Below are 20016 nucleotides of genomic sequence, written 5' to 3' on the forward strand. Positions count from 1 at the left end.
AGGCAGCCCCGGTCCGGCCGGACGAGCGGAGAGCTCAGCCGTCGAGGAGCGGGTGGTACCGACGGCGCAGGGCCCGGTCGAGGGCGGCCAGCACGCCGCCCACCGTGAGGACCGTGTTCACCGGGCCCGGGAGGTCGGGCACGAACGGCGGCGTCCACCCGGTGAACTGCGACGCCACCTCGAGAAGCTGCGGCACCTGCGTCACGAGCGCGACCGCGAGCACGACCCACGCCGTCACGCCCACGGCGCGGCTCGCCGTCGGGCGCTCGCGGTCCATGCGGTCGCGCAACGCCTCGGCGGTCCCGGGCAGCGGCGGGACGTCGTGCAGGGTGCCGACCGCGTCCACGACGCGCACGTACCGCATCCCGTAGGTGCTCATCCTCGCCTCGAGCGTCGCGCCCCCGAGGTCGAACCGGGCGCGCGAGCGCTGCTCGTCGACGAGCCGGCCGTCCCGGTACAGCCGGATGCGCTCGTCCCAGTCGAGGAAGTCCACGGCCACGACGTACTCGTGGCCGCCGTGCCGGAGCCCGAACGCGCTCCGCCACAGCACGGCCCACCCGCGCACGGGGCGGAAGGTCGCGGCGCCGTCGCGTCGGTCGCCGTGGTCGCCGTGGTCGTCGTCCTCCCGGTCGTCGGGGCCGTCGCGCCAGGCGTCGTCGGTCGTCATGGCACCATCCGACCGCGGGCGCGGGGTGCGGCGCGTCGCCCGGACGACCGACCACCCGGCGCGGAGCCGGACCGGCGTCCGCCGAACGGATGACCCGGGCATGATGGGCTCATGCCCGGGTCGATGAAGGTCTCACGCCGCTCCCACGTGCCGCCGTTCGCGGTGATGGAGGTCCTCGCCGAGGCGAACCGGCTGCGCGACGCCGGCGCGTCCGTGCTCAACCTCTGCGCGGGCGAGCCGTCGACCGGGGCGTCGGACGTCGTGCGGCGCCGGGCGATCGAGCTGCTCGAGCACGGCGACCTCGGGTACACCGAGTCTCTCGGGGTCCCCGCGCTGCGGCGCGCGATCGCCGAGCACTACGACCGCTGGTACGGCGTCGAGATCGACCCGGCGCGGGTCGCGGTGACCACCGGGTCGTCCGGCGGGTTCCTCCTCGCGTTCCTCGCGGCGTTCGACGTCGGCGACCGCGTCGCGCTCGCCCGCCCCGGCTACCCCGCGTACAAGAACATCCTGCGCGCGCTGGGCTGCGAGGTCGTCGAGCTCGACTGCGGCCCGGAGACGCGCTACCAGCCGACGGTGTCGCAGCTCATGGAGGCGTACTACGACGGCGGTCTCGACGGGCTCGTCGTCGCGAGCCCCGCGAACCCGACGGGGACGATGATCCTGCCCGCCGAGCTCGACGCCGTCGCGGCGTGGTGCACCGACCACGACGTGCGGCTCGTCAGCGACGAGATCTACCACGGCATCGTCTACGGCGACGGCGCGGACGGTCCGGCCGCGGCGCTGCCCACGGCGGCGCGGTACGTGCCCGACGGCGCGGTCGTCGTCAACTCGTTCTCGAAGTACTGGGCGATGACCGGGTGGCGCCTCGGGTGGCTCGTGCTGCCGGACGAGCTCGTCGGGCCGGTCGACGCGCTCGCCGGGAACGTCGCGCTGTCGCCGCCCGCGCTCGCGCAGCACGCGGGCGTCGCCGCGTTCTCCCCCGAGGGGTACGCCGCCGCGGCCGAGAACGTCGCGCGGTACGCGGCGTCGCGCGAGCTCGTGCTGTCCCGGCTCGACGACCTCGGGTGGTCGCGCGTCGCGCCCGCCGACGGCGCGTTCTACGTCTACGCCGACGTGTCCGGGGACGGCCTGGACTCCGTGACGTGGTGCGCGCGCCTGCTCGCCGAGGCGGGCGTCGCGCTCACCCCCGGCACGGACTTCGACGGCGTCCGGGGCGGGGACTGGGTCCGGCTGTCGTTCGCCGCGGCGCCGAGCACGGTCGCCGAGGCGGTCGAGCGGATCGCCGCCTGGCGCCGCACCCTCTGACGGGCCCGGGGCGCGCCACCCCTGCGGCGTCCCCGGTGCCGGGCGGGGGACCCGCCCTGGTCGCGACGGTCCGCGGCCCGCGCGAGGATCGTCCGGTGCCCCACGACTCCCGTGACCTGACCGATGGACCGCTGCCCCCGCGACCGGAGGGCGCCCTGCGCCTCGCGACCTTCAACACGCTGCACGGTGCCGCGCTCGACGGGACGGTCGACGTCGAGCGGTTCGCGCGCGCCGTCGCGTACCTCGACGCCGACGTGCTCGCGCTCCAGGAGGTCGAGCGCGACTCGCCCCGCTCGCACCGCGCCGACCTCGTGGCCGTCGCGGCGGAGGCGCTGCGCGCCGAGCACCGGCACCTGTCCCCCACGCTGCGCGGCGTCTCCGGCGCGTGGGTGCGCGCGGGCCGGCCGGGGTCGGGCGTGCGGCGCGTCCCCGGCGTCGCGTCGTACGGGATCGGGCTCGTCAGCAGGTTCCCCGTCGAGCGGTGGGCGCGCCTCGAGCTCGACCGGATGCCGTGGCGGTCGCGCGTCCGACGGCGACGGCCGGGTGCCGCGACGGGGGCCGCCCGCCTGCTGCCGTTCCGGGTGGTGCCCGACGAGCCGCGCGCCGCGCTCGCCGCCGCCGTCCGCACGCCGTGGGGGCCGCTCACCGTCGTGACGGCGCACACGACGTCGCGCCCCGAGTTCACCGCGGACCAGCTCCGGTCCTTCACGGGGGCCTGCGCGCCGCTCCCCCGCCCGCTCGTGCTGCTGGGCGACCTCAACCTGCGCGCGCCCGAGCCCGCGGAGATCACCGGGTTCACGTCGCTCGCCGACGTGCTCACGCACCCCGTGGACCGGCCCGTGCGGCAGATCGACCACGTGCTGGCCGACGGCCTGCCCGGCGGCCCGACGGTCCGGGCCCTCGGGCCCGCCACGGCCGTCGACACGGGGCTGTCCGACCACCGCGCGGTCGTCGTGGACGTCGTCCTCGAGCCCGCGCCGGGCGCCTCGCGCTGAGCGGGGCCGGGGGTCGTCAGGCGGCGAGCCCGACCTCCTGGGGTGCGGGGTCGCCGTCGGCGCGCACGGCGGCCGGTGCGGAGGCGGCCGCCGTGATCCCGGCGGCCTCGTCGAGCGCGCGGCGGCGCGCACGGCGCGCCCGGACGATGACGACGATCGCCTGGGCGCCGATGAGGACCCACACGAGGTTCGCGGCGACGGACGGCCACACGCCGTTCGCGGCGGCGACCATGCCCATGAGGCCTGCGGCGGTGAGGTTGGTGAGCTGGAACGGGGCGGACGACGGCGCCCAGCGGCCACGGCTGACCATCGCGTAGGCGACGACGCCGGCGGCGGCACCGATCCAGCCGAGGAACATGACGATCGCGTCGAGGGTGACGGGCACAGCGGTACTCCGGTGACGAAGAAGGGGTGGAGGGGGGTACCGCGACGCTGCGGTGGCTGTGCGCTCCGGGCCGATGGCTGGTGGCGCGGGTGGTGCGAAGCTCGGGCGCCGACCCGTAAGGAGGAGGAGGTAACCGACCGGCGCCACGACAAGTGTGAGGCCTTCCGAGGTTCAGCACAATCGAAGGATTCTGCACCGGGCGTTTAGCATCTCTACATGGCGACGGACCCACGCAGACTTGGTTTCCTCCTTGCCGTGCACCGGGGCGGAGGCATCCTCGCGGCAGCGGATCTCCTGCACGTCACCCCGTCCGCGGTCTCCCAGCAGATCCAGCGGCTCGAGGCCGAGGAGGGGGTCGTCGTGCTCGACCGCGGACCGCGCGGCGTGACCCTCACCCCGGCCGGTCGCGTGCTCGCCGAGACCGCTGAGCGCATCGAGACCGAGCTCGTCGAGGCCCGCAAGGCGCTGGCCGCGCTCGGCGACGAGGTGAGCGGGCGCGTCGCCGTCGGCTCCTTCCAGACGGCGATCCGCGCCGTCGTCGCGCCCGTCGCCGGGAGGCTCGCCGAGACCGCGCCGGGGATCGAGCTCGACGTGCAGGAGCGCGAGCCCACCGAGGCGCTGCGGCTGCTGCGCGCGGGCGAGCTCGACGTCGTGCTCCTCGAGCGCGACTACGAGGCCGACTCCCCCGCCCCGCGCGGCACGCGCGAGATCGTCCTGCTCGACGAGCCGTGGCGGCTCGTCGTCCCCGCGGGCATGCCGACGCCCACGCGCCTCGACGACGTGCGCGACGCCGTCTGGCTGGGACCGGAGCCGGGCACCGCCGCCGCCCGAGCGCTCCGGCGGCTGGCCCGCGGGCTCGGCGGGACCCTGCGCACGCGGCACAACTACTACGACTTCGACGTCGCGCTCTCGCTCGTCGCCGCCGGTCTCGGTGTCGCGATGCTCCCGGCGCTCGCCGTGGAGGGCGGCGCGTCGGACGAGGTGCCCGACGGCGTCACGGTCGTCGGGCTGCCCGGCCTCGGCTCGCGCCGCCTCGTCGCGCGCCACCGCGCGACCCGGCACGAGCCCCGCCCCGTGGTCTCCGCCGTGCTCGACGAGATGGTCGCCGCCGCGGGCGGCATCGCGTTCGCCTGACTCCGGGGCGTCGTAGCCTGCGGGTGTGGACGTAGCGGTGTTGGGGGCGACGGGCGACGTCGGCCGACAGGTGTGCACGCAGATCGTCGAGCGGCGGGTGCTCCCGCCGACGGCGCGGCTCCAGCTCGTCGGTCGGGCCGGCGGCGCGTCGGGGCGCGCCGTGCACGGGCTGCGCGCCGACCTCGTCGACGCGTACGACGAGCACGCGCCGCTCCTCGACGTCGCGCACTCGCCCGACGACGTCACCGCCGACGTCATCGTCGTCGCCGCCGGCCTCACTCCCCCGGCCCGGACGGGCGCCGACCCCGACCGGCGCGTGCTCGCCGCGACCAACGGCGCGGTGCTCGCCGAGTACGCGGACGCGATCGCGCGGCACGGCTCGGGGCACGAGGTCGTGATCGTCGTGACGAACCCCGTCGAGCTCGGCGTCGCGGTCATGGCGGAACGGCTCGGGCGGCACCGCGTGCTCGGCATGGGGGCCTGGCTCGACACGCTGCGGTTCCGACGCGAGCTCGCGGTCGAGCTGGGCGTGCGGCGGCACCGCGTCGGCGGGTTCGTGGGGGGTCAGCACGGCGAGGACGCCGTCCCGCTCTGGTCGACCGTCCGGGTGAGCGGGCTCGACGCCGACGAGCGGGCGCGCGCCGTCGCCGCGCTGCGCCGCGGCCGCACCCTCGACGCGCTGCCGGGCGAGATCGCCGCGGCGAAGGACGAGCTCGCGCGCGTCGCGAGCCAGGACATGGGTGCCGCGTTCGAGCTCATCGACACGTGGCCCGCCGACCTGCGGCTCGTCACGCGGCCCTGGATGACGCACCAGTCCGGCGCGAAGACCCCCGCGGGCACCGCGAGCGCGACCGTCGACCTCCTGGAGGTGATCCTCGACGGCCGCGAGATCGTCGTCGCGGGGCAGGTCGCGCTCGACGGCGAGCTCGACGGACGCCTCGCCCCGGCCGACGGCGTGCCGTCGCGCGGGGTCCTCGGCGTCCCGGTCGTGCTCGGCCCGGGCGGGTGGACGCGCGTGCTGCTCGACGAGCTGCCCGACGACGAGGCGCGGCGGCTCGCGGAGGCGGCCGGGAGCATCGACCGCATGGTGACGGCGAGCGCGATCTCGGCGCGTGCGGGGTCGCCCGCGGGTGGTGCGGCGAACGCGGCAGCGGGTGCGGAGGGTTCGTCGGGCGCGGCGGGGCCGCAGGGCGTGCCGTCGGGCGTGCCGGGCACGACCGTGGCGACGGGCGCGGAGCGCGTGTCGACCCCGGTCGGTGCGGAGCGCGACTGGGTCGCGACCGTGCACGGCCTCGACCAGCCGGGCACGCTCACCGCGCTCACCGGGGTCTTCTCGACGCGCGGCGTGAGCTTCGACTCGCTCGCGACCGGGCCGGTCGACGGCGACGGTCGAGCCGGGCGGATCGTCGTGTCGTTCCGTGCGACCCCCCGCCGCACGCGCGCCCTGGAGCGCGCGGTCCGGCGGCTCGCGACGGTGCGCTCCGTCGTCGTGGAGCCCGCGGGCGACTCCTCCCGGCACGGCACGCCGGGCTGAGCGACGGCCGGGCTCGCGGCGTCGACCGTGCGCGAGCCGCCGCCGGGTCAGCGGCGAGGACCCACCTCGCGGCGCACGGCCCGCGTCCCGACGACGAGCCCTCCCACCGTGAGCGCGAGCGCCAGACCGGTCGCGACCAGCACGACGACGAGGCCCGCGGCGTCGTCGACCAGGAGGAGCACCGGGGCGGCCGCGACGAGCACCCAGCCCGCCGCCTCGCTCAGCGGGCGGGCCGCGCGGTGTGCCGTGCGCCAGGCGTCGTCGCTCGCGAGCGTCGTCGCGGTGCGGATGCCCGCGACCTGGTTGCGGCCGATCCGTCCGGAGGCCGTGGCGCGGGCGCACCAGACGAGCAGGAGACCCGCTCCGGCGAGGACGAGCAGGAGCACGAGATCGGCGACGGTGTCGGGGTGCACGTGCCCCACCCTGTCACGGCGGCGCGCGCCCGTGCCGGGCTACCGGTAGGCGTGCGCCTGGAGCGCGGACATCTCCGCGCACGGTCCGCCGCGAGCGCGACCGTGGCGCCTGCCACGGCCCGCCCGGGCGGCACGACCCCGGTAGGATCGTGCGCACAACTGCAGTACTGCCGCCCGAACCTCGACGGGAGAGCTCGGCAGCACGGTCCCCGGACCGGGCGCCGGCGCCGAAGGAGCAAGTCCTCCCCGGGAATCTCTCAGGCCCACGTACCGTCGAGGCGAGGCAACTCTGGAAAGCGGTCGTGCGCTCGTCGGACCCCCGGCGACCTCGGCCCACCGACGGTGCAAGTCGGCGCGCCCCGGCCCTCGCGGCACGGCGGACCGGCAAAACTCTCAGGTCGACGCGTGCGTCCGATGACAGAGCGGGGAGGGACCCGCCGTCGTCCCCTCCCCCGGAGGTCCCCGTGACCCAGCCGTCCCTCGACCGCACCTCGCCGCCCGACGCCGCCTCCGGCGCGTTCGCGCCGCGCCACCTCGGCCCGCGCGGCCGTGAGGTGCAGGTCATGCTCGACCAGCTCGGCTACGCCTCGCTCGACGCGCTCGTCGACGCCGCCGTTCCCGCGACGATCCGCACCGAGCGCCCGCTCGACCTGCCGGCGGCGCGCACCGAGACGGAGGTGCTCGACCACCTGCGCGCGCTCGCCGCGAAGAACGTCGTCAAGACGCAGATGATCGGGCTCGGCTACTACGGCACCGTCACTCCCCCGGTGATCCGTCGCAACGTCCTCGAGTCCCCCGCCTGGTACACGGCGTACACGCCGTACCAGCCCGAGATCTCGCAGGGCCGCCTGGAGGCGCTGCTGAACTTCCAGCAGGTCGTCGAGGACCTCACGGGCCTCGACGTCGCGAACGCGTCGCTGCTCGACGAGGCGACCGCGGTCGCGGAGGCGGTCGCCCTCATGTGGCGGGCCTCGCGTGCGAAGAGCGGCTACGTGGTGCTCGACGCCGACCTCTTCCCGCAGACGCTCGCGGTGACGCTCGGTCGCGCGCAGGCCGTCGGCCTGCCCGTGGTGGTCGCTGACCTGTCGGGCGGCCTGGAGGCCGGGCTCGCCGCCGCCCGCGCGGCGGGCGCGTTCCCCGCCGAGGTGGACGACGACGCGCACCTCGTGGGCGTCGTCGTCCAGCAGTCGGGCGCGTCGGGTCGCGTCGTGGACTGGCGGCCCGTGGTCGCGGAGGCCAAGGACGCGGGTGCGCTCGTCACGGTGGCGAGCGACCTGCTCGCCCTGACGCTGCTGGTCTCCCCCGGCGAGCTCGGCGCGGACGTGGCGGTGGGCTCCGCCCAGCGGTTCGGCGTCCCGCTGTTCTACGGCGGCCCGCACGCCGCGTTCATGGCCGTCCGCAAGGGCCTCGAGCGGTCCCTGCCCGGTCGTCTCGTGGGCGTCTCGATCGACGCCGACGGCGACACCGCCTACCGCCTCGCCCTCCAGACGCGCGAGCAGCACATCCGGCGCGAGAAGGCGACGAGCAACATCTGCACGGCGCAGGCGCTCCTCGCGATCGTCGCCTCGATGTACGCGGTCTACCACGGCCCCGACGGCCTCCGCGCGATCGCCGAGCGCACCCACGCCCACGCCACGACCCTCGCCGAGCACCTGCGCGCGGGCGGCGTCACGGTCGAGCACGACACCTTCTTCGACACCGTCCGCGCCGTGGTCCCGGGCCGCGCCGCCGCCGTCGTCGAGGCCGCAGCAGCGGCCGGCGTCAACCTGTACAACCCCGATGCAGACCATGTACAGATCGCCTGCGACGAGACCACCACGCCCGCGATCCTCGCCACGGTCGTGCGGGCGTTCGGGATCGATCCCGCGACCGGGCAGAGCGAGGACGGCGCTGCGGCCGCAGCACCCGGCCACGACCTCCCGGCCTGGGCGACCCGGACGACGCCGTACCTCCAGCACCCGATCTTCCGTCTGCACCGCTCCGAGACGTCGATGCTGCGCTACCTGCGCCGTCTCGCGGACAAGGACCTCGCCCTGGACCGGACGATGATCCCGCTGGGCTCGTGCACGATGAAGCTCAACGCGACGGCCGAGATGGAGGCGATCTCCTGGCCGGGGTTCGCGGACCTGCACCCGTTCGTCCCCGCCGACCAGGCGCGCGGCTACGAGGAGCTGATCGGCGGCCTGGAGTCGGCGCTGGCGGAGATCACGGGCTACGCGGGCGTCTCGGTGCAGCCGAACGCGGGCTCGCAGGGCGAGTTCGCGGGCCTGCTGGCGATCCGCGAGTACCACGTCTCTCGCGGGGACGTGGAGCGCGACGTGTGCCTGATCCCCGCGTCGGCGCACGGCACCAACGCGGCGTCGGCGGCGCTGGCGGGCCTGAAGGTCGAGGTCGTGCGGACCGCGGAGAGCGGCGAGGTGGACCTTGCTGACCTGCGCGCCAAGCTGGCCGACCACGGCCCGCGGGTCGCGGCGATCATGATCACCTACCCCTCGACGCACGGCGTCTTCGAGGAGCACGTCCGCGAGGTATGCGACCTCGTACACGAAGCAGGTGGCCAGGTGTACATCGACGGGGCGAACCTCAACGCGCTCGTCGGGCTCGCGCGCCCGGGGGAGTTCGGCGGCGACGTCTCGCACCTGAACCTGCACAAGACGTTCTGCATCCCGCACGGCGGGGGAGGGCCCGGGGTCGGACCGGTCGCGGTCGGCGAGCACCTCGTGCCGTTCCTCCCGGGCGACCCGCTGGCGCCGGGCGCGTCCGCCGCGACGCCCGTCTCGGCGACGCGGTACGGCTCGGCCGGGATCCTGCCGATCTCGTACGCGTACGTCGCCCTCATGGGCCCGGACGGGCTGACGGAGGCGACGAAGACCGCGGTGCTCACCGCGAACTACGTCGCGAGCCGGCTCGCCGACCACTACCCGGTGCTGTACACGGGCCCGAACGGCCTCGTCGCGCACGAGTGCATCCTCGACCTGCGCCCGATCACCGCGGAGACGGGTGTGACGGCGGAGGACGTGGCGAAGCGGCTCATGGACTACGGGTTCCACGCGCCGACGCTCTCGTTCCCCGTGGCAGGCACGCTCATGGTGGAGCCGACGGAGAGCGAGGACCTCGCGGAGCTCGACCGGTTCGTCGACGCGCTCGTGGCCATCCGCGGCGAGATCGACGCGGTCGCGTCGGGCCGCTGGGCGGTCGAGGAGTCGCCGCTGCGCGGCGCGCCGCACACCGCGGCGGCGCTCGTGGCGGAGGACTGGGCCAAGCCCTACTCGCGCGAGCTCGCGGCCTACCCGGTCGCGAGCCTGCGCGCCGGGAAGTACTGGCCGCCGGTGCGCCGCATCGACGGTGCGCGGGGCGACCGCAACCTCGTGTGCTCGTGCCCGCCCCTGGAGTCCTACGTGACGGGAGACCTCGCATGACCGAGCAGCAGACCGGGACGACCGAGAGCGCGGAGCGCCGCAGCCCGCTGCACGACGAGCACGTCGCGCTCGGCGCGAACCTCACGAGCTTCGGCGGGTGGCTCATGCCGCTGCGGTACACGTCCGACCTCGCGGAGCACCGCGCCGTCCGCGAGGCGGCCGGCCTGTTCGACCTCTCCCACATGGGCGAGATCGAGGTCGCGGGACCGCAGGCCGCGGCCGCGCTGGACCACGCGCTCGTGGGGAACCTCTCCGCGGTCGCGCCGGGCCGGGCGCGCTACACGATGATCTGCCAGGAGGACGGCGCGGTCCTCGACGACCTCGTGGTGTACCGCCTCGCGGACGAGCGGTTCCTCGTGGTCGCGAACGCGGGGAACGCGGACCTCGTCGCGCGCGAGCTCGTGGAGCGGGCCGCGGGCTTCGACGCGACGGTCACCGACCAGGGCGCGGGCACGGCGCTCGTCGCGGTCCAGGGGCCGCGTGCGGAGGAGATCGTCGCGGGCCTCACGGACCCGGCCGACCCGGTCGCCGCCGAGACCGTGCGCGACCTCCGGTACTACGCGGCCGCGCCGCTCGTGCTGCGGACCGACGACGGCCCGGTCGACGCGCTCGTGGCCCGTACCGGGTACACGGGGGAGGACGGGTTCGAGCTGTTCGTGCCTGCCGACCGCGCCGCCGACCTGTGGCGCACGGTGCTCGCCGCGGGCGCGCCGCTCGGCCTCGTCCCGGCGGGCCTGTCCGCGCGCGACTCGCTGCGCCTGGAGGCGGGGATGCCGCTGTACGGGCACGAGCTCGACACCACGACCACGCCGTACGAGGCGGGGCTCGGGCGCGTCGTGAAGCTCGACAAGGTCGACGCCGACGGCGCGCCGCTCGAGTTCGTCGGCCGCGCCGCGCTCGCCGCGCGCCGGGAGTCGCCGCCCGCGCGCGTGCTCGTCGGGCTCCGGGGCCTGGGGCGGCGGCCCGCGCGGGCGGGCTACGCCGTCGTGCTGCCGGGCGACGGCGTCGACGCCGGGGGAGCGGTGGGGGAGTCCGCGCGCCGCGTGGGCACGGTGACGTCCGGCGCGCCGTCCCCGACGCTCGGCCACCCGATCGCCCTCGCGTACGTCACGCCCGAGCTGTCGGCGGAGGGCACCGAGCTTGCCGTCGACGTGCGCGGCCGGGCCGAGCCCGTGGTCGTCGTGCCGCTCCCGTTCTACCGTCGTCCCCAGCAGTCCTGACCGCCCCGTCGTCCCGAAGGAGAACCCCATGACCGAGGCCCAGTTCCCGGCGCACCTGCAGTACACGGCCGAGCACGAGTGGATCGACGGCTCGACGCCCGCCGTCGTCGGGATCACCGCGACGGCCGCCGAGGCCCTCGGCGACATCGTCTACCTGGAGCTGCCCGAGGTGGGCGCCGAGGTGACCGCCGGGAGCGTCATCGGCGAGGTCGAGTCGACCAAGTCCGTGTCGGAGCTCTTCTCGCCCGTGACGGGCACGATCGTCGAGGTGAACCAGGCGGCGGTCGACGACCCGGCCGTCGTGAACTCGGACCCGTACACCGACGGCTGGCTGTTCAAGGTCGACGTCGTCGACACGGGCGACCTGCTCACCGCCGACCAGTACGCGGCGCACGTCGGCAGCTGACGGCCGTGCCGGGGCGGTGCGGACCGCCCCGGCACAGGGTCGGCGCGCCGGTCAGCGGAACGTCGTCGCGTAGTACGTCTGCTGGTCGACGGTCTCGACCTCGACGTCTCGCGTCCGCTCGAGGTGGCGGCGCAGGTTGTCCGCGAACCGCAGCGAGTCGTCGTTGAACCGCGACACGTCGTAGGCGCACACGACGCGGTTCTCCGCGAGGTGCGCGACGAGCGCGTCGATCATGTCCATGAACGTCCGGCTCGCACGACGGCCCGGGTGGGCGAGCGTGAAGCCGATGTACCAGACGGCGCCGCGCGCCGCGTGCTCGGGGTAGCGCGCCGCGAAGAACTCCGGGCTCACCCACGGGACGGCCGCGAGGTCGGTCGCGAGCGTCGTCAGCCCGACGGCCGCGCCGTCGTCGTCGTGCGCGAGGAGCTTGAGCACCCGCGGGTCGCTCATCTCCTCGTCGAACTCCTCGCGGTGCAGCACGTGCCGGGCGGCCGCACGGGTCCGCAGCGGCTCGAACGCCTCGAGGTAGAGCTCCCAGAACCGGTCGGCGAGCTCGCCGTCCACGGTCTGCTCGAACGTCACCGCGGCGCGCCCCGCGCCCGCGCGCGCCGGCGCCGTCACCGGGTTTCCCCGTCCCAGCCCTCGCGGCGGTACGCGGCGACGACGACGGAGCACACGGGCAGCGACTCGCAGCGCACCCCGGCGACCCGGCGGCCGGCCGGGTGGAACCGGTTGCCGCGCGTCGCGGCCAGGTCCTCCAGGCTGAGCGTGAGGTCCAGCTCGAGCTGCTCGTGCGACGGCGCCTCGTGCTCCACGAACAGACCGGCACCGCTGTCGTCGTCGCGCAGCGACCACGCCACGCCCGCCCACGCCTCGTGGCCGGGCATCACGGCGTGCGCCTCGGCGTACACGCAGTAGAGGAGGTCGCCGTGCCCGCCGTACCCCTCCTCGAGGCGGTCCACCTCGACCACGCGGGACCCGGGCGGCACGACGGAGCTCAGCCGGACGAGGTTGAAGTCGCCGACGCCGGCGTCCGTGAGCGCCGCGTCGAATGCGGACAGCTCGGTCCTCCCCGTGCCCGTCCCATGGCTCACGTAGATGATGGGTCCCGCGGTCATGTGTTCTCCGTCCTCGAGGCTCTCGCCCCGTCGTCGTGCGCCGTGCCCCAGCGGCCCGCGGCCGTGTCCAGGAGGTCGAGCACGGGTTCCAGCAGCTTCTCGGGGGCGGTGCTCCCCTTGCGCAGGTAGACGGTATCTCCCAGCCGGAGGTCCGCACGCTGGTGCGCGTCGAGGCGCGCCCCGCTGTAGATGACGAGCGGGACCCGGCTCAGACGGCCGTCCTGGCGGAGCGCGTCGACGACCTCGCGGCCCGCGCCGTCGGGCAGCGTGAGGTCGAGCACGACGAGCGCCGGGTCGTCGCCGCCCGCGAGCACCTCCAGCGCCTCGTGGACGCTGCGCGCCAGCGTGACGACGAGACCCGCGCCCTGCAGGACGGCCCGGACCACCTCGCCGACCTCCGGGTCGTCCTCGACGACGAGCACGTGCTCGTGGTGCGGGCGCAGGCTCACGGCCTCCTTGACGGTGCGCTCGAGCTCCGCGGGCGCGACCGGCTTGACGAGCCAGCGGTCGGCGAGGGACGCCGTCGCCACGGCCTTCGAGGGCTGCGAGCCCGAGACGATGACGACGGGCACGTTCGCCGTCGCGGCGCTCCGGCGCACCCGGTCGAGCACGTCCTGCCCGTCGCGTCCCGGCATCGCGAGGTCGAGCACGACGGCGGCGGGCCGGGCGGCCTCGATGGCCGCGAAGGCGAGCGTGCCGTCGGTCACCCCGACGACCTCGTACCCGCGCGACTCCAGGACCGCGCGCAGCACGTCGACGACGTACGCGTCGTCGTCGACCACCACGACCCGGGGGCGCTGGTCGCCGGGCGCCGTCGCGGGCACGTCGTCGGCCGGGCCGAGGACCGGCTCGGGCCGGGGGAGGGTCGCGCGGAAGGTCGCGCCCATGCCCTCGCCGCGGCTCTCGGCCCAGATGCGGCCCCCGTGGCGCTCCACGATGCTCTGCGAGATCGCGAGCCCGAGCCCGCTGCCGCCCCGCTCGCGCGAGTCCGACGCGTCGACCTGCTCGAAGCGCCGGAACACCGCCTCGAGCTTGTCCGGGGGGATGCCGCGCCCCTCGTCCTCGACGCGGAGCTCGACCATCTCCCCGGCCGAGCGTGCGGACACGCGGACCGTCCCGCCCGGCGGGGAGAACTTCACGGCGTTGCTCAGCAGGTTGGTCAGCATCTGCACGACGCGGTCCCCGTCGACGGCGACGACCTCGTCGGTGTCCTCCTGCACGATCTCGACGCCGGCGTCGCGCGCGAGCAGCCCGACCGGCTCCGCGGCCGTCGCGACGAGGTCGGCCACGCGGTGGTCGGCCCGCTCGAGCGGCGTCGTGCCCGAGTCCATGCGCTCGATGTCGAGGATGTCGTCCACGATCCGGTTGAGGCGGTCGCTGCTGGACCGCGCGACGTGCACCATGCGCGCCGAGCGCTCGGGGAGCGTGCCCAGGGCACCGCTGTCGAGCAGGCCGAGCGCGCCGCGGATCGCGGTGAGCGGCGTGCGCAGCTCGTGGCTCACGACGGACACGAACTCGTCCTTGAGTCGCTCGACCTCCCGCCGGTCCGTGATGTCGCGGAACACGACGACCGCGCCCAGCGTGCGGCCGTCGTCCTTGAGCGGGCTCGCCGTGACCTCGACGGCCACCTCGGAGCCGTCCTCGCGGAGGTAGACGTCCTGCTCGGCGACCGCGGTGATGCCGTCGCGCACGGCCTCCCGGATGTAGCAGGACTCCGCGGGATAGGGGTTGCCGTCCGCGTCGGGCGCGTGGAAGAGGGCGTGCGCGTCCCGGCCGATGAGCGAGTCAGGGCTCGCGCCGAGCGTGCGGGACGCCGCCGCGTTGACGAAGGTGACGCGGCCGTCGGGGTCGACGCCGTAGATGCCGTCCGCCACGGACTCGAGCGTCCGCGCGCGCTCCCCGGCGAGTGCGCGGAGCTGGGACGTGCGCTCCTCGACGCGCCGCTCCAGGCCGTGCAGCAGCGACTCGTTGTCGGCGACGACGAGGATCTGCCGTGCGACGACGGCGAGCAGCACGACGACCCACAGCGCGTTCGGGGCCCACGTGAAGCCCGTCGAGGACTGCACGACCCGGATCAGGGCGGCCGCGAGGAACAGGCAGAACGTCACGGTCGTGCCCAGGATCGCGGACCCCTGCGCCCGCTCGTCGGCCACCGGGCTGCCGCTCGCCGCCCGGTGCCGCGCGGCGAGCGCGATCATGAGGTACCCGCCGACCCACCCGACGTCGATCGGGCTGCCGAACGTGAACGTGCCGTCGGCGGAGAGCAGGGCGAACGCGACGTCGGCCACGGCGTAGAGCACGAACCCGCTGCCCACGAGCACGAGGGGCACCCGCTCGGAGGCGGTCGAGCGGGTCATCACGAGGACGGCGAAGGTCGCGAGCAGCGCGTCCACCACGGGGAGCGTGTACGCCGTGACGGCCGCGGTGCCGGTCGGCGGCGCCTCCGCCGAGCGGAGCGTCACCGCGTAGAGCGCGATGTACAGCACCGAGCCGCCGACGACGACGCTGTCGAGCAGCATCCGCCCGATCTCCTTGCCGCGCGGGCGCACGGTGGGGAAGAAGGCGAGTCCGACGATGCCGAGGAGCAGCGCGGCGATGTAGGCGTAGTCGCCCGTCGAGGGGTTGTCGACCAGGCCCGCGTAGACGTTGCCGACGAGACCGACCACCCCGCCGAGCGCGAGCAGGCTCCACGCCCGACGCCGTCGGCCCGTCGAGCGGGCCGCGCGCCACCCGCAGCTCGCCGCGGCGATCGCCCCGGCGCTCACGATCGAGGCCTGCGAGACCGTGCGTCGGGTCTCGGCGTCGAGCGGGCTCGCGAGGACGACGACGAGGAGCACGAGGACGACGCCGACCACCCAGCACCAGAGGACGAAGGGGTCGTGCGTCCGCTCCGTCGGTCCCCGCTGCCCCACCATGCGTCGAGCGTAGGGGACCGCCCGTGGGCGCGCGCTGCCGGGCGCGGGCTTCTCGGCTAGCGTCGGGACGATGGACGCGGAAGGGCAGAGCAGGCGGCGCGTGGTCGTCATCGACGACGACCCGTCGATCCGCGAGGTCGTCGAGCTCGCGCTCGACGTGGTGGGCGGCTACGAGGTGCACGTCGCGGCCGACGGCGACGAGGGCGCGGCGCTCGCCGAGCGCGTGCGGCCCGACGCGATCGTGCTCGACGTGATGATGCCCGTCGTGGACGGGCCCACCGTGCTCGCGCGCCTGCGGACCCGCCCCGCGCTGCGCGACGTGCCGGTCGTCTTCCTCACCGCCAAGGTCGGCGCGGGGGAGATCTCGCGTCTCGACGGCCTGGGCGCGGCCGGCGTCATCACGAAGCCGTTCGACGCTCTCGACCTCGCGGCCCGGCTCGGAGCGCTCCTCGGGTGGGAGCCGTGACGGCGGGGCCCGACGGTCGTGCGGACGATCGGCTCGACGCCGCGCTCGTCGTGCTGCGGCAGCGGGCGCGCGCCCGGAACGCGGCCCGGGTCGAGGAGGCGGCCCGCCTCCTGGGGCACGGGGCAGACGACGCGGAGCAGCCCTCGGCCGAGGCCGTCCTCGAGGCGGCGGCGCTGTGCCACGCCGTCGCCGGGTCCGCCGGGACGTTCGGCGACGACGACACGACCGCGGCCGCGCGCGAGCTGGAGGCGGCGCTCCGCGGGGGCGACCTCGCCGCGGTGCCGGCACGTCTCCAGCGCCTGCGCGCCCTGACCGACGGCGCCCGGGAGGGCACGAACCCCGAGTCTTGAGCAAATCTTGAGGTTCTCCTGCGGCGGACGTGGGATTCCCCCAAGGGCCGCGCACCAGGGTGGTGGGTGCCGAGGGGACGGTCCCCCGGACTGGCAGGGGGGTACTCCCATGATCGACACCGTGACGTCGCCCGACAGCCCGACCCGGCGCGAGACCGGCGCGAGCCACGGGCCCCGCGTCCCGACGCCGACCTATCTCACGTCGGGCCCGCAGGCGAGCATCGACGCCGCCATGGCGGCGCTCAGCGACACCGTCGAGCGCACGCTGCAGGAGGACCTCGCCCAGGGAATGCTCCCGACGGTCGAGCAGATGAGCGTGAGCGTCGTGACCCGTTCGACGGGTTCCGTCGAGGACTACACGGCCGTCGCACTGCTGCTGCTCTCGTACCAGCACCTCGTCTGACCTGCACCGACGCCGCTCCGGCGGCTGGTTCGTCCGGGTCTGGACGAACGTCCTGAAACTCGTCGCGAGAAGTCGCGTCATGAAACGACTCCCGTCCCATCCCTTCAAGTAGCACCAACCGGAACTCGCCACGTGGGGATGACGTGACCGGAGAGCATCTGGAGGAGAACATGAGCACCATCGAGCTGGTCCGCCCCATGGCGGCCCCGTCGGAGCGGATCGCCACCCCGATCGCTCCGCTGACCCGCCGGGAGCGGGTCGTCCTGTCGAACCTGTCTGAGGACGTCACGCTCGAGCAGATCGCCACCAAGCTCTTCGTCACGCGCAACACGGTCAAGTCGCAGGTCCGCAGCCTCTACCGCAAGCTCGGCGTCTCGACCCGTGCCGAGGCCGTGGCCTGGGCCCGGGCGGCCGGCCTGCGCTGACGAACGGCTCCGCGGCCCTCGCAGGCCGCTGTCACGGTCGCGTCACCCGCACGTCACGACGCCGTGCGACACTCCGCGTATGACTCTGCGCAGACTGGTGGTGGCCGCGGCGATCGTCGACGATCTCGTCGCCCCGCGGCTCCTGCTCAGCGCGCGCCGGTCCCGTCCGTCGCACCTCGCGGGCCGCTGGGAGTTCCCCGGGGGCAAGGTCGACCCCGGCGAGACCCCGACGGAGGCGCTGCACCGCGAGCTCCGCGAGGAGCTCGGCGTGGCCGTGGAGCTCGGTGACGAGATCGTGGGCCCCGACCACGGGACCTGGATCATCACCGACCGCCACGTGATGCGCCTGTGGTTCGCGCGGGTCACCGCGGGAGAGCCCCAGCCGCTCGTCGAGCACGACGAGCTGACCTGGCTCGACGCCGGGAGCTGGCTCGACGTGCCGTGGCTCGACGCCGACGTGCGCATCGTCGAGGAGCTCGCGCGCCAGGTGGCGCCCGAGGCGGTCTGACCGCCGACCCCTCCCGGTCTCCGCCACGCGCTCCGCGCGCGCCCTGCGGGACGCGTGGCTACGGTCGCGACGTGAGCCGAACCACCGCCCGGGCGCGCCGCGCGCTGCGCGACCTCGGGGACCGCCTGCCGCCCTGGGCCGCCGTCGTGCTCGGCGCCGCCGCCACCGCGCTCGGCGCCGCCGTCGTGCTGCGGCCGTTCGCCTCGCTCGCGGTCCTCGTCGTCGCGGTCGTCGCGGCGTTCGTCGTCCTCGGCGTCGTCGAGCTCGTCGGCGACGGCGGCACGACCCCGGACGCGCGCGGTCCCCGTGCCCTGCGCGTCGTGCGCGGGCTGCTGTTCCTCGCGCTCGCGGTCGCCGTGCTCGTGTGGCCCGCGCCGACGATCGGGGTCGTCGCGCTGCTCGTGGGCGTCGGCCTGGTCGTCTCCGGGGTCCTCGACGTGGTCGACGGCGTCCGGTCGTCCGGCACGGACCGCTGGGCCCGCGTGGCGGTGGGCGCGGCGTCCGTGCTGCTCGGCGGGCTCGCGCTCGTCTGGCCGGACGTGACCGTGCTCGTCGTCGCCGTGGTGCTGGGGGTGCGCCTCGTGCTGCTCGGCGTGCGGCTGCTCGTCGCCGGCGTGCGCCGTGCGCGCGCCGCGCGCCGTCCGCCCGAAACCGGCGCCGCGCCGTCGCGCCGTTCCCGGTCGGCGCGCCGCGGCCCGGCCGCGCTCGTCGGGGCCGTGCTCGCGTTCGTCGCGGCCGCAGGGCTCACGGGCGTGAGCGTCGCCGTGCAGCGCGCCGCGCCGCACGCCGACGCGTTCTACGACGCGCCCGACGCGCCCCCGGACGAGCCCGGCAGCCTGCTGCGGGCGGAGCCGTTCACGCGACAGATCCCGGACGGGGCGTCGGCCTGGCGCATCCTCTACACGACGACGCTCGACGAGGGGGAGCCCACCGTCGCGAGCGGCCTCGTCGTCGTGCCCGACGGCGTCGGGACGGACGGGGGAGCGCCGCCGCCCGTCGTCGCGTGGGCGCACGGCACCACCGGCTACGCGCGCGGGTGCGCGCCCTCGGTGCTCGACGAGCCGTTCGAGTCCGGCGCGTTCTTCCTGCTCGACGACGTGCTCGCGCGCGGCTGGGCCCTCGTCGCCACCGACTACGCGGGGCTCGGCACGGCGGGACCGCACCCGTACCTCGTCGGCCAGGGCGAGGCCCGCTCCGTGCTCGACGCGGTGCGCGCGGCCCGCGCCCTCGACGACGCGACGCTCGGCGAGCAGACCGTCGTCTGGGGTCACTCGCAGGGCGGGCACGCCGCCCTGTGGACGGGCGCCGTCGCGCCCGCGTACGCCCCCGACGTGCCGCTCGCGGGCGTCGCCGCGCTCGCTCCCGCGAGCGACCTCACGGCCATGGTGTCCCACCTGGAGAACGTGCCCGGGGGGAGCGTGTTCGCGTCGTACGTCGTGGCGGCGTACGACGCGGCCTACCCCGACGCGGACGCGATCGAGGCCGTGCGCCCGGGGGCGCGCCTCGTCGTGCACGAGATGGCGTCCCGCTGCCTGTCCGAGCCGGGCGCGCTCGTCTCCGTCGCCGAGGCGCTGTCCATGGACCAGCCGCTGTGGACGACAGACCCCACGGACGGCGCCCTGGGGGAGCGGCTCGCCGAGAACGTGCCGACGGGGGCGGTCGAGGCGCCGCTGCTCGTCGCGCAGGGGGCGTCGGACCCGCTGGTCCTCCCGAGCACGCAGGACGCGTACGTGGGGGAGCGGTGCGCGGCCGGGCAGCCGGTCGACTACCGCACGTACGAGGGGCGGGACCACGTCGGCCTCGTCCAGGCGGACTCGCCGCTCGCCCCCGACCTCGTGCGCTGGACCGAGGCGCGGCTCGCGGGCGAGCCGCCGACCCCCACCTGCGCCACCGGCTGACGCGTCGGCGTCGCCGCGTGCCGTGACGCGGGCGGGCGGCGGCCGTCAGGAACGCTCGTCGTCCGCCACGTCCGCCGTGTCCCCCGCGCCCGCCGCGCCGGCGCGCGCCCGGAGCAGGCTCGCCACGTCGGCGAGCGTGCTGCCCACGGCCCGTGGGGCGCGGTCGGGCCGCAGGTAGCGCTCGTCGTCGTCCGGGGTGCCCACGGTCGGGCGAGGTGGCGCCGTCGGCTCGACCCCCGGCGAGGCGCCGGGCACGGCACCCGGCTCCGGGAGCCCTTGCACCACGCGGCCCCCGCCGGACCGCCACGCGAGCGTCGCGTCGACGAGGCGCCGGTACACGCCCGCGTCGAGCGGGTCGCGCAGCCACGCGTCGGCCGCCTCCGCGACGTGCCGCGCGAGGCGCCCGTCCTGGTCCGTCACGTCGTCTCCCGGTGGGTGGTGTGCCGTCGTCC

Annotated in this window: 20 protein-coding genes and 1 riboswitch; of the genes, 13 read left to right on the plus strand and 7 right to left on the minus strand. The window is 75.7% G+C overall.

Annotated elements, in window-relative coordinates; translation table 11 throughout:
- Positions 1-34 precede the first annotated feature (34 nt).
- Positions 35-667: a hypothetical protein gene (locus MT994_RS02800; RefSeq protein WP_354805022.1), complete on the minus strand. Its 633-nt coding sequence runs from the start codon at positions 665-667 to the stop codon at positions 35-37.
- Positions 668-790: 123 nt separating this feature from the next.
- Between MT994_RS02800 and MT994_RS02805 the strand changes: the two genes are divergently transcribed.
- Together MT994_RS02805 and MT994_RS02810 are read left to right on the plus strand one after the other, a co-directional pair.
- Complete coding sequence (locus tag MT994_RS02805; RefSeq protein WP_354805024.1) at positions 791-1975, plus strand: pyridoxal phosphate-dependent aminotransferase; 1185 nt, start codon at positions 791-793, stop codon at positions 1973-1975.
- A 95-nt stretch (positions 1976-2070) separates the two neighbouring features.
- On the plus strand, positions 2071-2970 hold the full coding sequence (locus MT994_RS02810) for an endonuclease/exonuclease/phosphatase family protein (RefSeq protein ID WP_228485159.1): 900 nt from the start codon (positions 2071-2073) through the stop codon (positions 2968-2970).
- A 16-nt stretch (positions 2971-2986) separates the two neighbouring features.
- On the opposite strand, the gene MT994_RS02815 is transcribed toward MT994_RS02810, so the two are convergent.
- Positions 2987-3355, minus strand: coding sequence for a hypothetical protein (locus MT994_RS02815; protein ID WP_354805025.1), 369 nt, complete (start codon positions 3353-3355; stop codon positions 2987-2989).
- Positions 3356-3571: 216 nt separating this feature from the next.
- Between MT994_RS02815 and MT994_RS02820 the strand changes: the two genes are divergently transcribed.
- Complete coding sequence (locus MT994_RS02820; protein WP_163185503.1) at positions 3572-4489, plus strand: LysR family transcriptional regulator; 918 nt, start codon at positions 3572-3574, stop codon at positions 4487-4489.
- Between the two features lie 25 nt (positions 4490-4514).
- Complete coding sequence (locus MT994_RS02825; protein WP_354805026.1) at positions 4515-6023, plus strand: lactate dehydrogenase; 1509 nt, start codon at positions 4515-4517, stop codon at positions 6021-6023.
- A 47-nt stretch (positions 6024-6070) separates the two neighbouring features.
- On the opposite strand, the gene MT994_RS02830 is transcribed toward MT994_RS02825, so the two are convergent.
- Entirely contained in the window at positions 6071-6436 is a 366-nt protein-coding gene (locus MT994_RS02830; protein WP_167496878.1) for an SdpI family protein, read from the minus strand.
- A gap of 175 nt (positions 6437-6611) precedes the next feature.
- Positions 6612-6719, plus strand: a riboswitch (glycine riboswitch).
- 181 nt (positions 6720-6900) lie between these two features.
- On the opposite strand from MT994_RS02830, the gene gcvP reads away from it, so the two are divergent.
- The 3 genes from gcvP to gcvH are packed head-to-tail and all read left to right on the plus strand — an operon-like array spanning position 6901 to position 11481.
- On the plus strand, positions 6901-9855 hold the full coding sequence (gene gcvP / locus MT994_RS02835) for an aminomethyl-transferring glycine dehydrogenase (protein ID WP_354805027.1): 2955 nt from the start codon (positions 6901-6903) through the stop codon (positions 9853-9855).
- Entirely contained in the window at positions 9852-11075 is a 1224-nt protein-coding gene (gcvT, locus tag MT994_RS02840) for a glycine cleavage system aminomethyltransferase GcvT (protein ID WP_043653114.1), read from the plus strand. The genes gcvP and gcvT overlap by 4 nt, the downstream gene beginning before the upstream one ends.
- 28 nt (positions 11076-11103) lie before the next feature.
- Positions 11104-11481, plus strand: a complete 378-nt coding sequence (gene gcvH / locus MT994_RS02845) for a glycine cleavage system protein GcvH (RefSeq protein ID WP_021483687.1) — start codon at positions 11104-11106, stop codon at positions 11479-11481.
- A gap of 51 nt (positions 11482-11532) precedes the next feature.
- Here the strand turns inward: gcvH and MT994_RS02850 are convergent, their stop codons facing one another.
- The 3 genes from MT994_RS02850 to MT994_RS02860 are packed head-to-tail and all read right to left on the minus strand — an operon-like array spanning position 11533 to position 15514.
- A complete protein-coding gene (locus tag MT994_RS02850; RefSeq protein ID WP_021483686.1) occupies positions 11533-12102 on the minus strand; it encodes a hypothetical protein in 570 nt (189 codons plus the stop codon).
- Entirely contained in the window at positions 12099-12599 is a 501-nt protein-coding gene (locus MT994_RS02855) for a pyruvoyl-dependent arginine decarboxylase (RefSeq protein WP_043653117.1), read from the minus strand. The genes MT994_RS02850 and MT994_RS02855 overlap by 4 nt, the downstream gene beginning before the upstream one ends.
- Positions 12596-15514, minus strand: a complete 2919-nt coding sequence (locus tag MT994_RS02860; RefSeq protein WP_354805028.1) for a response regulator — start codon at positions 15512-15514, stop codon at positions 12596-12598. Before MT994_RS02860 ends, MT994_RS02855 begins: the two co-directional genes overlap by 4 nt.
- Before the next feature lie 70 nt (positions 15515-15584).
- On the opposite strand from MT994_RS02860, the gene MT994_RS02865 reads away from it, so the two are divergent.
- The 6 genes from MT994_RS02865 to MT994_RS02890 all read left to right on the plus strand — a co-directional run bounded on the left by MT994_RS02865 (position 15585) and on the right by MT994_RS02890 (position 19564).
- Positions 15585-15980: a response regulator gene (locus tag MT994_RS02865; RefSeq protein ID WP_086150268.1), complete on the plus strand. Its 396-nt coding sequence runs from the start codon at positions 15585-15587 to the stop codon at positions 15978-15980.
- Positions 15977-16330: an Hpt domain-containing protein gene (locus MT994_RS02870; protein ID WP_354805029.1), complete on the plus strand. Its 354-nt coding sequence runs from the start codon at positions 15977-15979 to the stop codon at positions 16328-16330. Before MT994_RS02865 ends, MT994_RS02870 begins: the two co-directional genes overlap by 4 nt.
- Positions 16331-16439: 109 nt before the next feature.
- Positions 16440-16733 (plus strand): hypothetical protein, encoded by a 294-nt coding sequence (locus tag MT994_RS02875; protein ID WP_086150170.1) that lies wholly within the window; start codon positions 16440-16442, stop codon positions 16731-16733.
- Between the two features lie 197 nt (positions 16734-16930).
- Positions 16931-17158, plus strand: a complete 228-nt coding sequence (locus tag MT994_RS02880) for a helix-turn-helix transcriptional regulator (RefSeq protein WP_044144703.1) — start codon at positions 16931-16933, stop codon at positions 17156-17158.
- Between the two features lie 79 nt (positions 17159-17237).
- A complete protein-coding gene (locus MT994_RS02885) occupies positions 17238-17666 on the plus strand; it encodes a (deoxy)nucleoside triphosphate pyrophosphohydrolase (RefSeq protein WP_044144702.1) in 429 nt (142 codons plus the stop codon).
- A gap of 71 nt (positions 17667-17737) precedes the next feature.
- The gene (locus tag MT994_RS02890; RefSeq protein WP_354805031.1) at positions 17738-19564 is read left to right on the plus strand and encodes a lipase family protein; all 1827 of its coding nucleotides are present in this window, start codon (positions 17738-17740) and stop codon (positions 19562-19564) included.
- Between the two features lie 45 nt (positions 19565-19609).
- Here MT994_RS02890 and MT994_RS02895 read toward each other — a convergent pair whose 3' ends face one another.
- Positions 19610-19984, minus strand: coding sequence for a hypothetical protein (locus MT994_RS02895; protein WP_354805033.1), 375 nt, complete (start codon positions 19982-19984; stop codon positions 19610-19612).
- Positions 19985-20016: the final 32 nt, after the last annotated feature.

Origin of the sequence: Cellulosimicrobium sp. MI9406 (genome assembly GCF_040595865.1) — a bacterium.
Lineage (GTDB): Bacteria > Actinomycetota > Actinomycetes > Actinomycetales > Cellulomonadaceae > Cellulosimicrobium > Cellulosimicrobium funkei.

What these genes read in the sequence shown, in the direction of transcription:
- MT994_RS02855 (WP_043653117.1), bottom strand. Translation starts at nt 12,599, where the DNA reads ATGACCGCGGGACCCATCATCTACGTGAGCCATGGGACGGGCACGGGG.
- MT994_RS02880 (WP_044144703.1), top strand. Translation starts at nt 16,931, where the DNA reads ATGGCGGCCCCGTCGGAGCGGATCGCCACCCCGATCGCTCCGCTGACC.
- MT994_RS02875 (WP_086150170.1), top strand. Translation starts at nt 16,440, where the DNA reads ATGATCGACACCGTGACGTCGCCCGACAGCCCGACCCGGCGCGAGACC.
- MT994_RS02805 (WP_354805024.1), top strand. Translation starts at nt 791, where the DNA reads ATGAAGGTCTCACGCCGCTCCCACGTGCCGCCGTTCGCGGTGATGGAG.
- gcvT (WP_043653114.1), top strand. Translation starts at nt 9,852, where the DNA reads ATGACCGAGCAGCAGACCGGGACGACCGAGAGCGCGGAGCGCCGCAGC.
- MT994_RS02820 (WP_163185503.1), top strand. Translation starts at nt 3,572, where the DNA reads ATGGCGACGGACCCACGCAGACTTGGTTTCCTCCTTGCCGTGCACCGG.
- MT994_RS02800 (WP_354805022.1), bottom strand. Translation starts at nt 667, where the DNA reads ATGACGACCGACGACGCCTGGCGCGACGGCCCCGACGACCGGGAGGAC.
- MT994_RS02885 (WP_044144702.1), top strand. Translation starts at nt 17,238, where the DNA reads ATGACTCTGCGCAGACTGGTGGTGGCCGCGGCGATCGTCGACGATCTC.
- MT994_RS02860 (WP_354805028.1), bottom strand. Translation starts at nt 15,514, where the DNA reads ATGGTGGGGCAGCGGGGACCGACGGAGCGGACGCACGACCCCTTCGTC.
- gcvH (WP_021483687.1), top strand. Translation starts at nt 11,104, where the DNA reads ATGACCGAGGCCCAGTTCCCGGCGCACCTGCAGTACACGGCCGAGCAC.
- MT994_RS02865 (WP_086150268.1), top strand. Translation starts at nt 15,585, where the DNA reads ATGGACGCGGAAGGGCAGAGCAGGCGGCGCGTGGTCGTCATCGACGAC.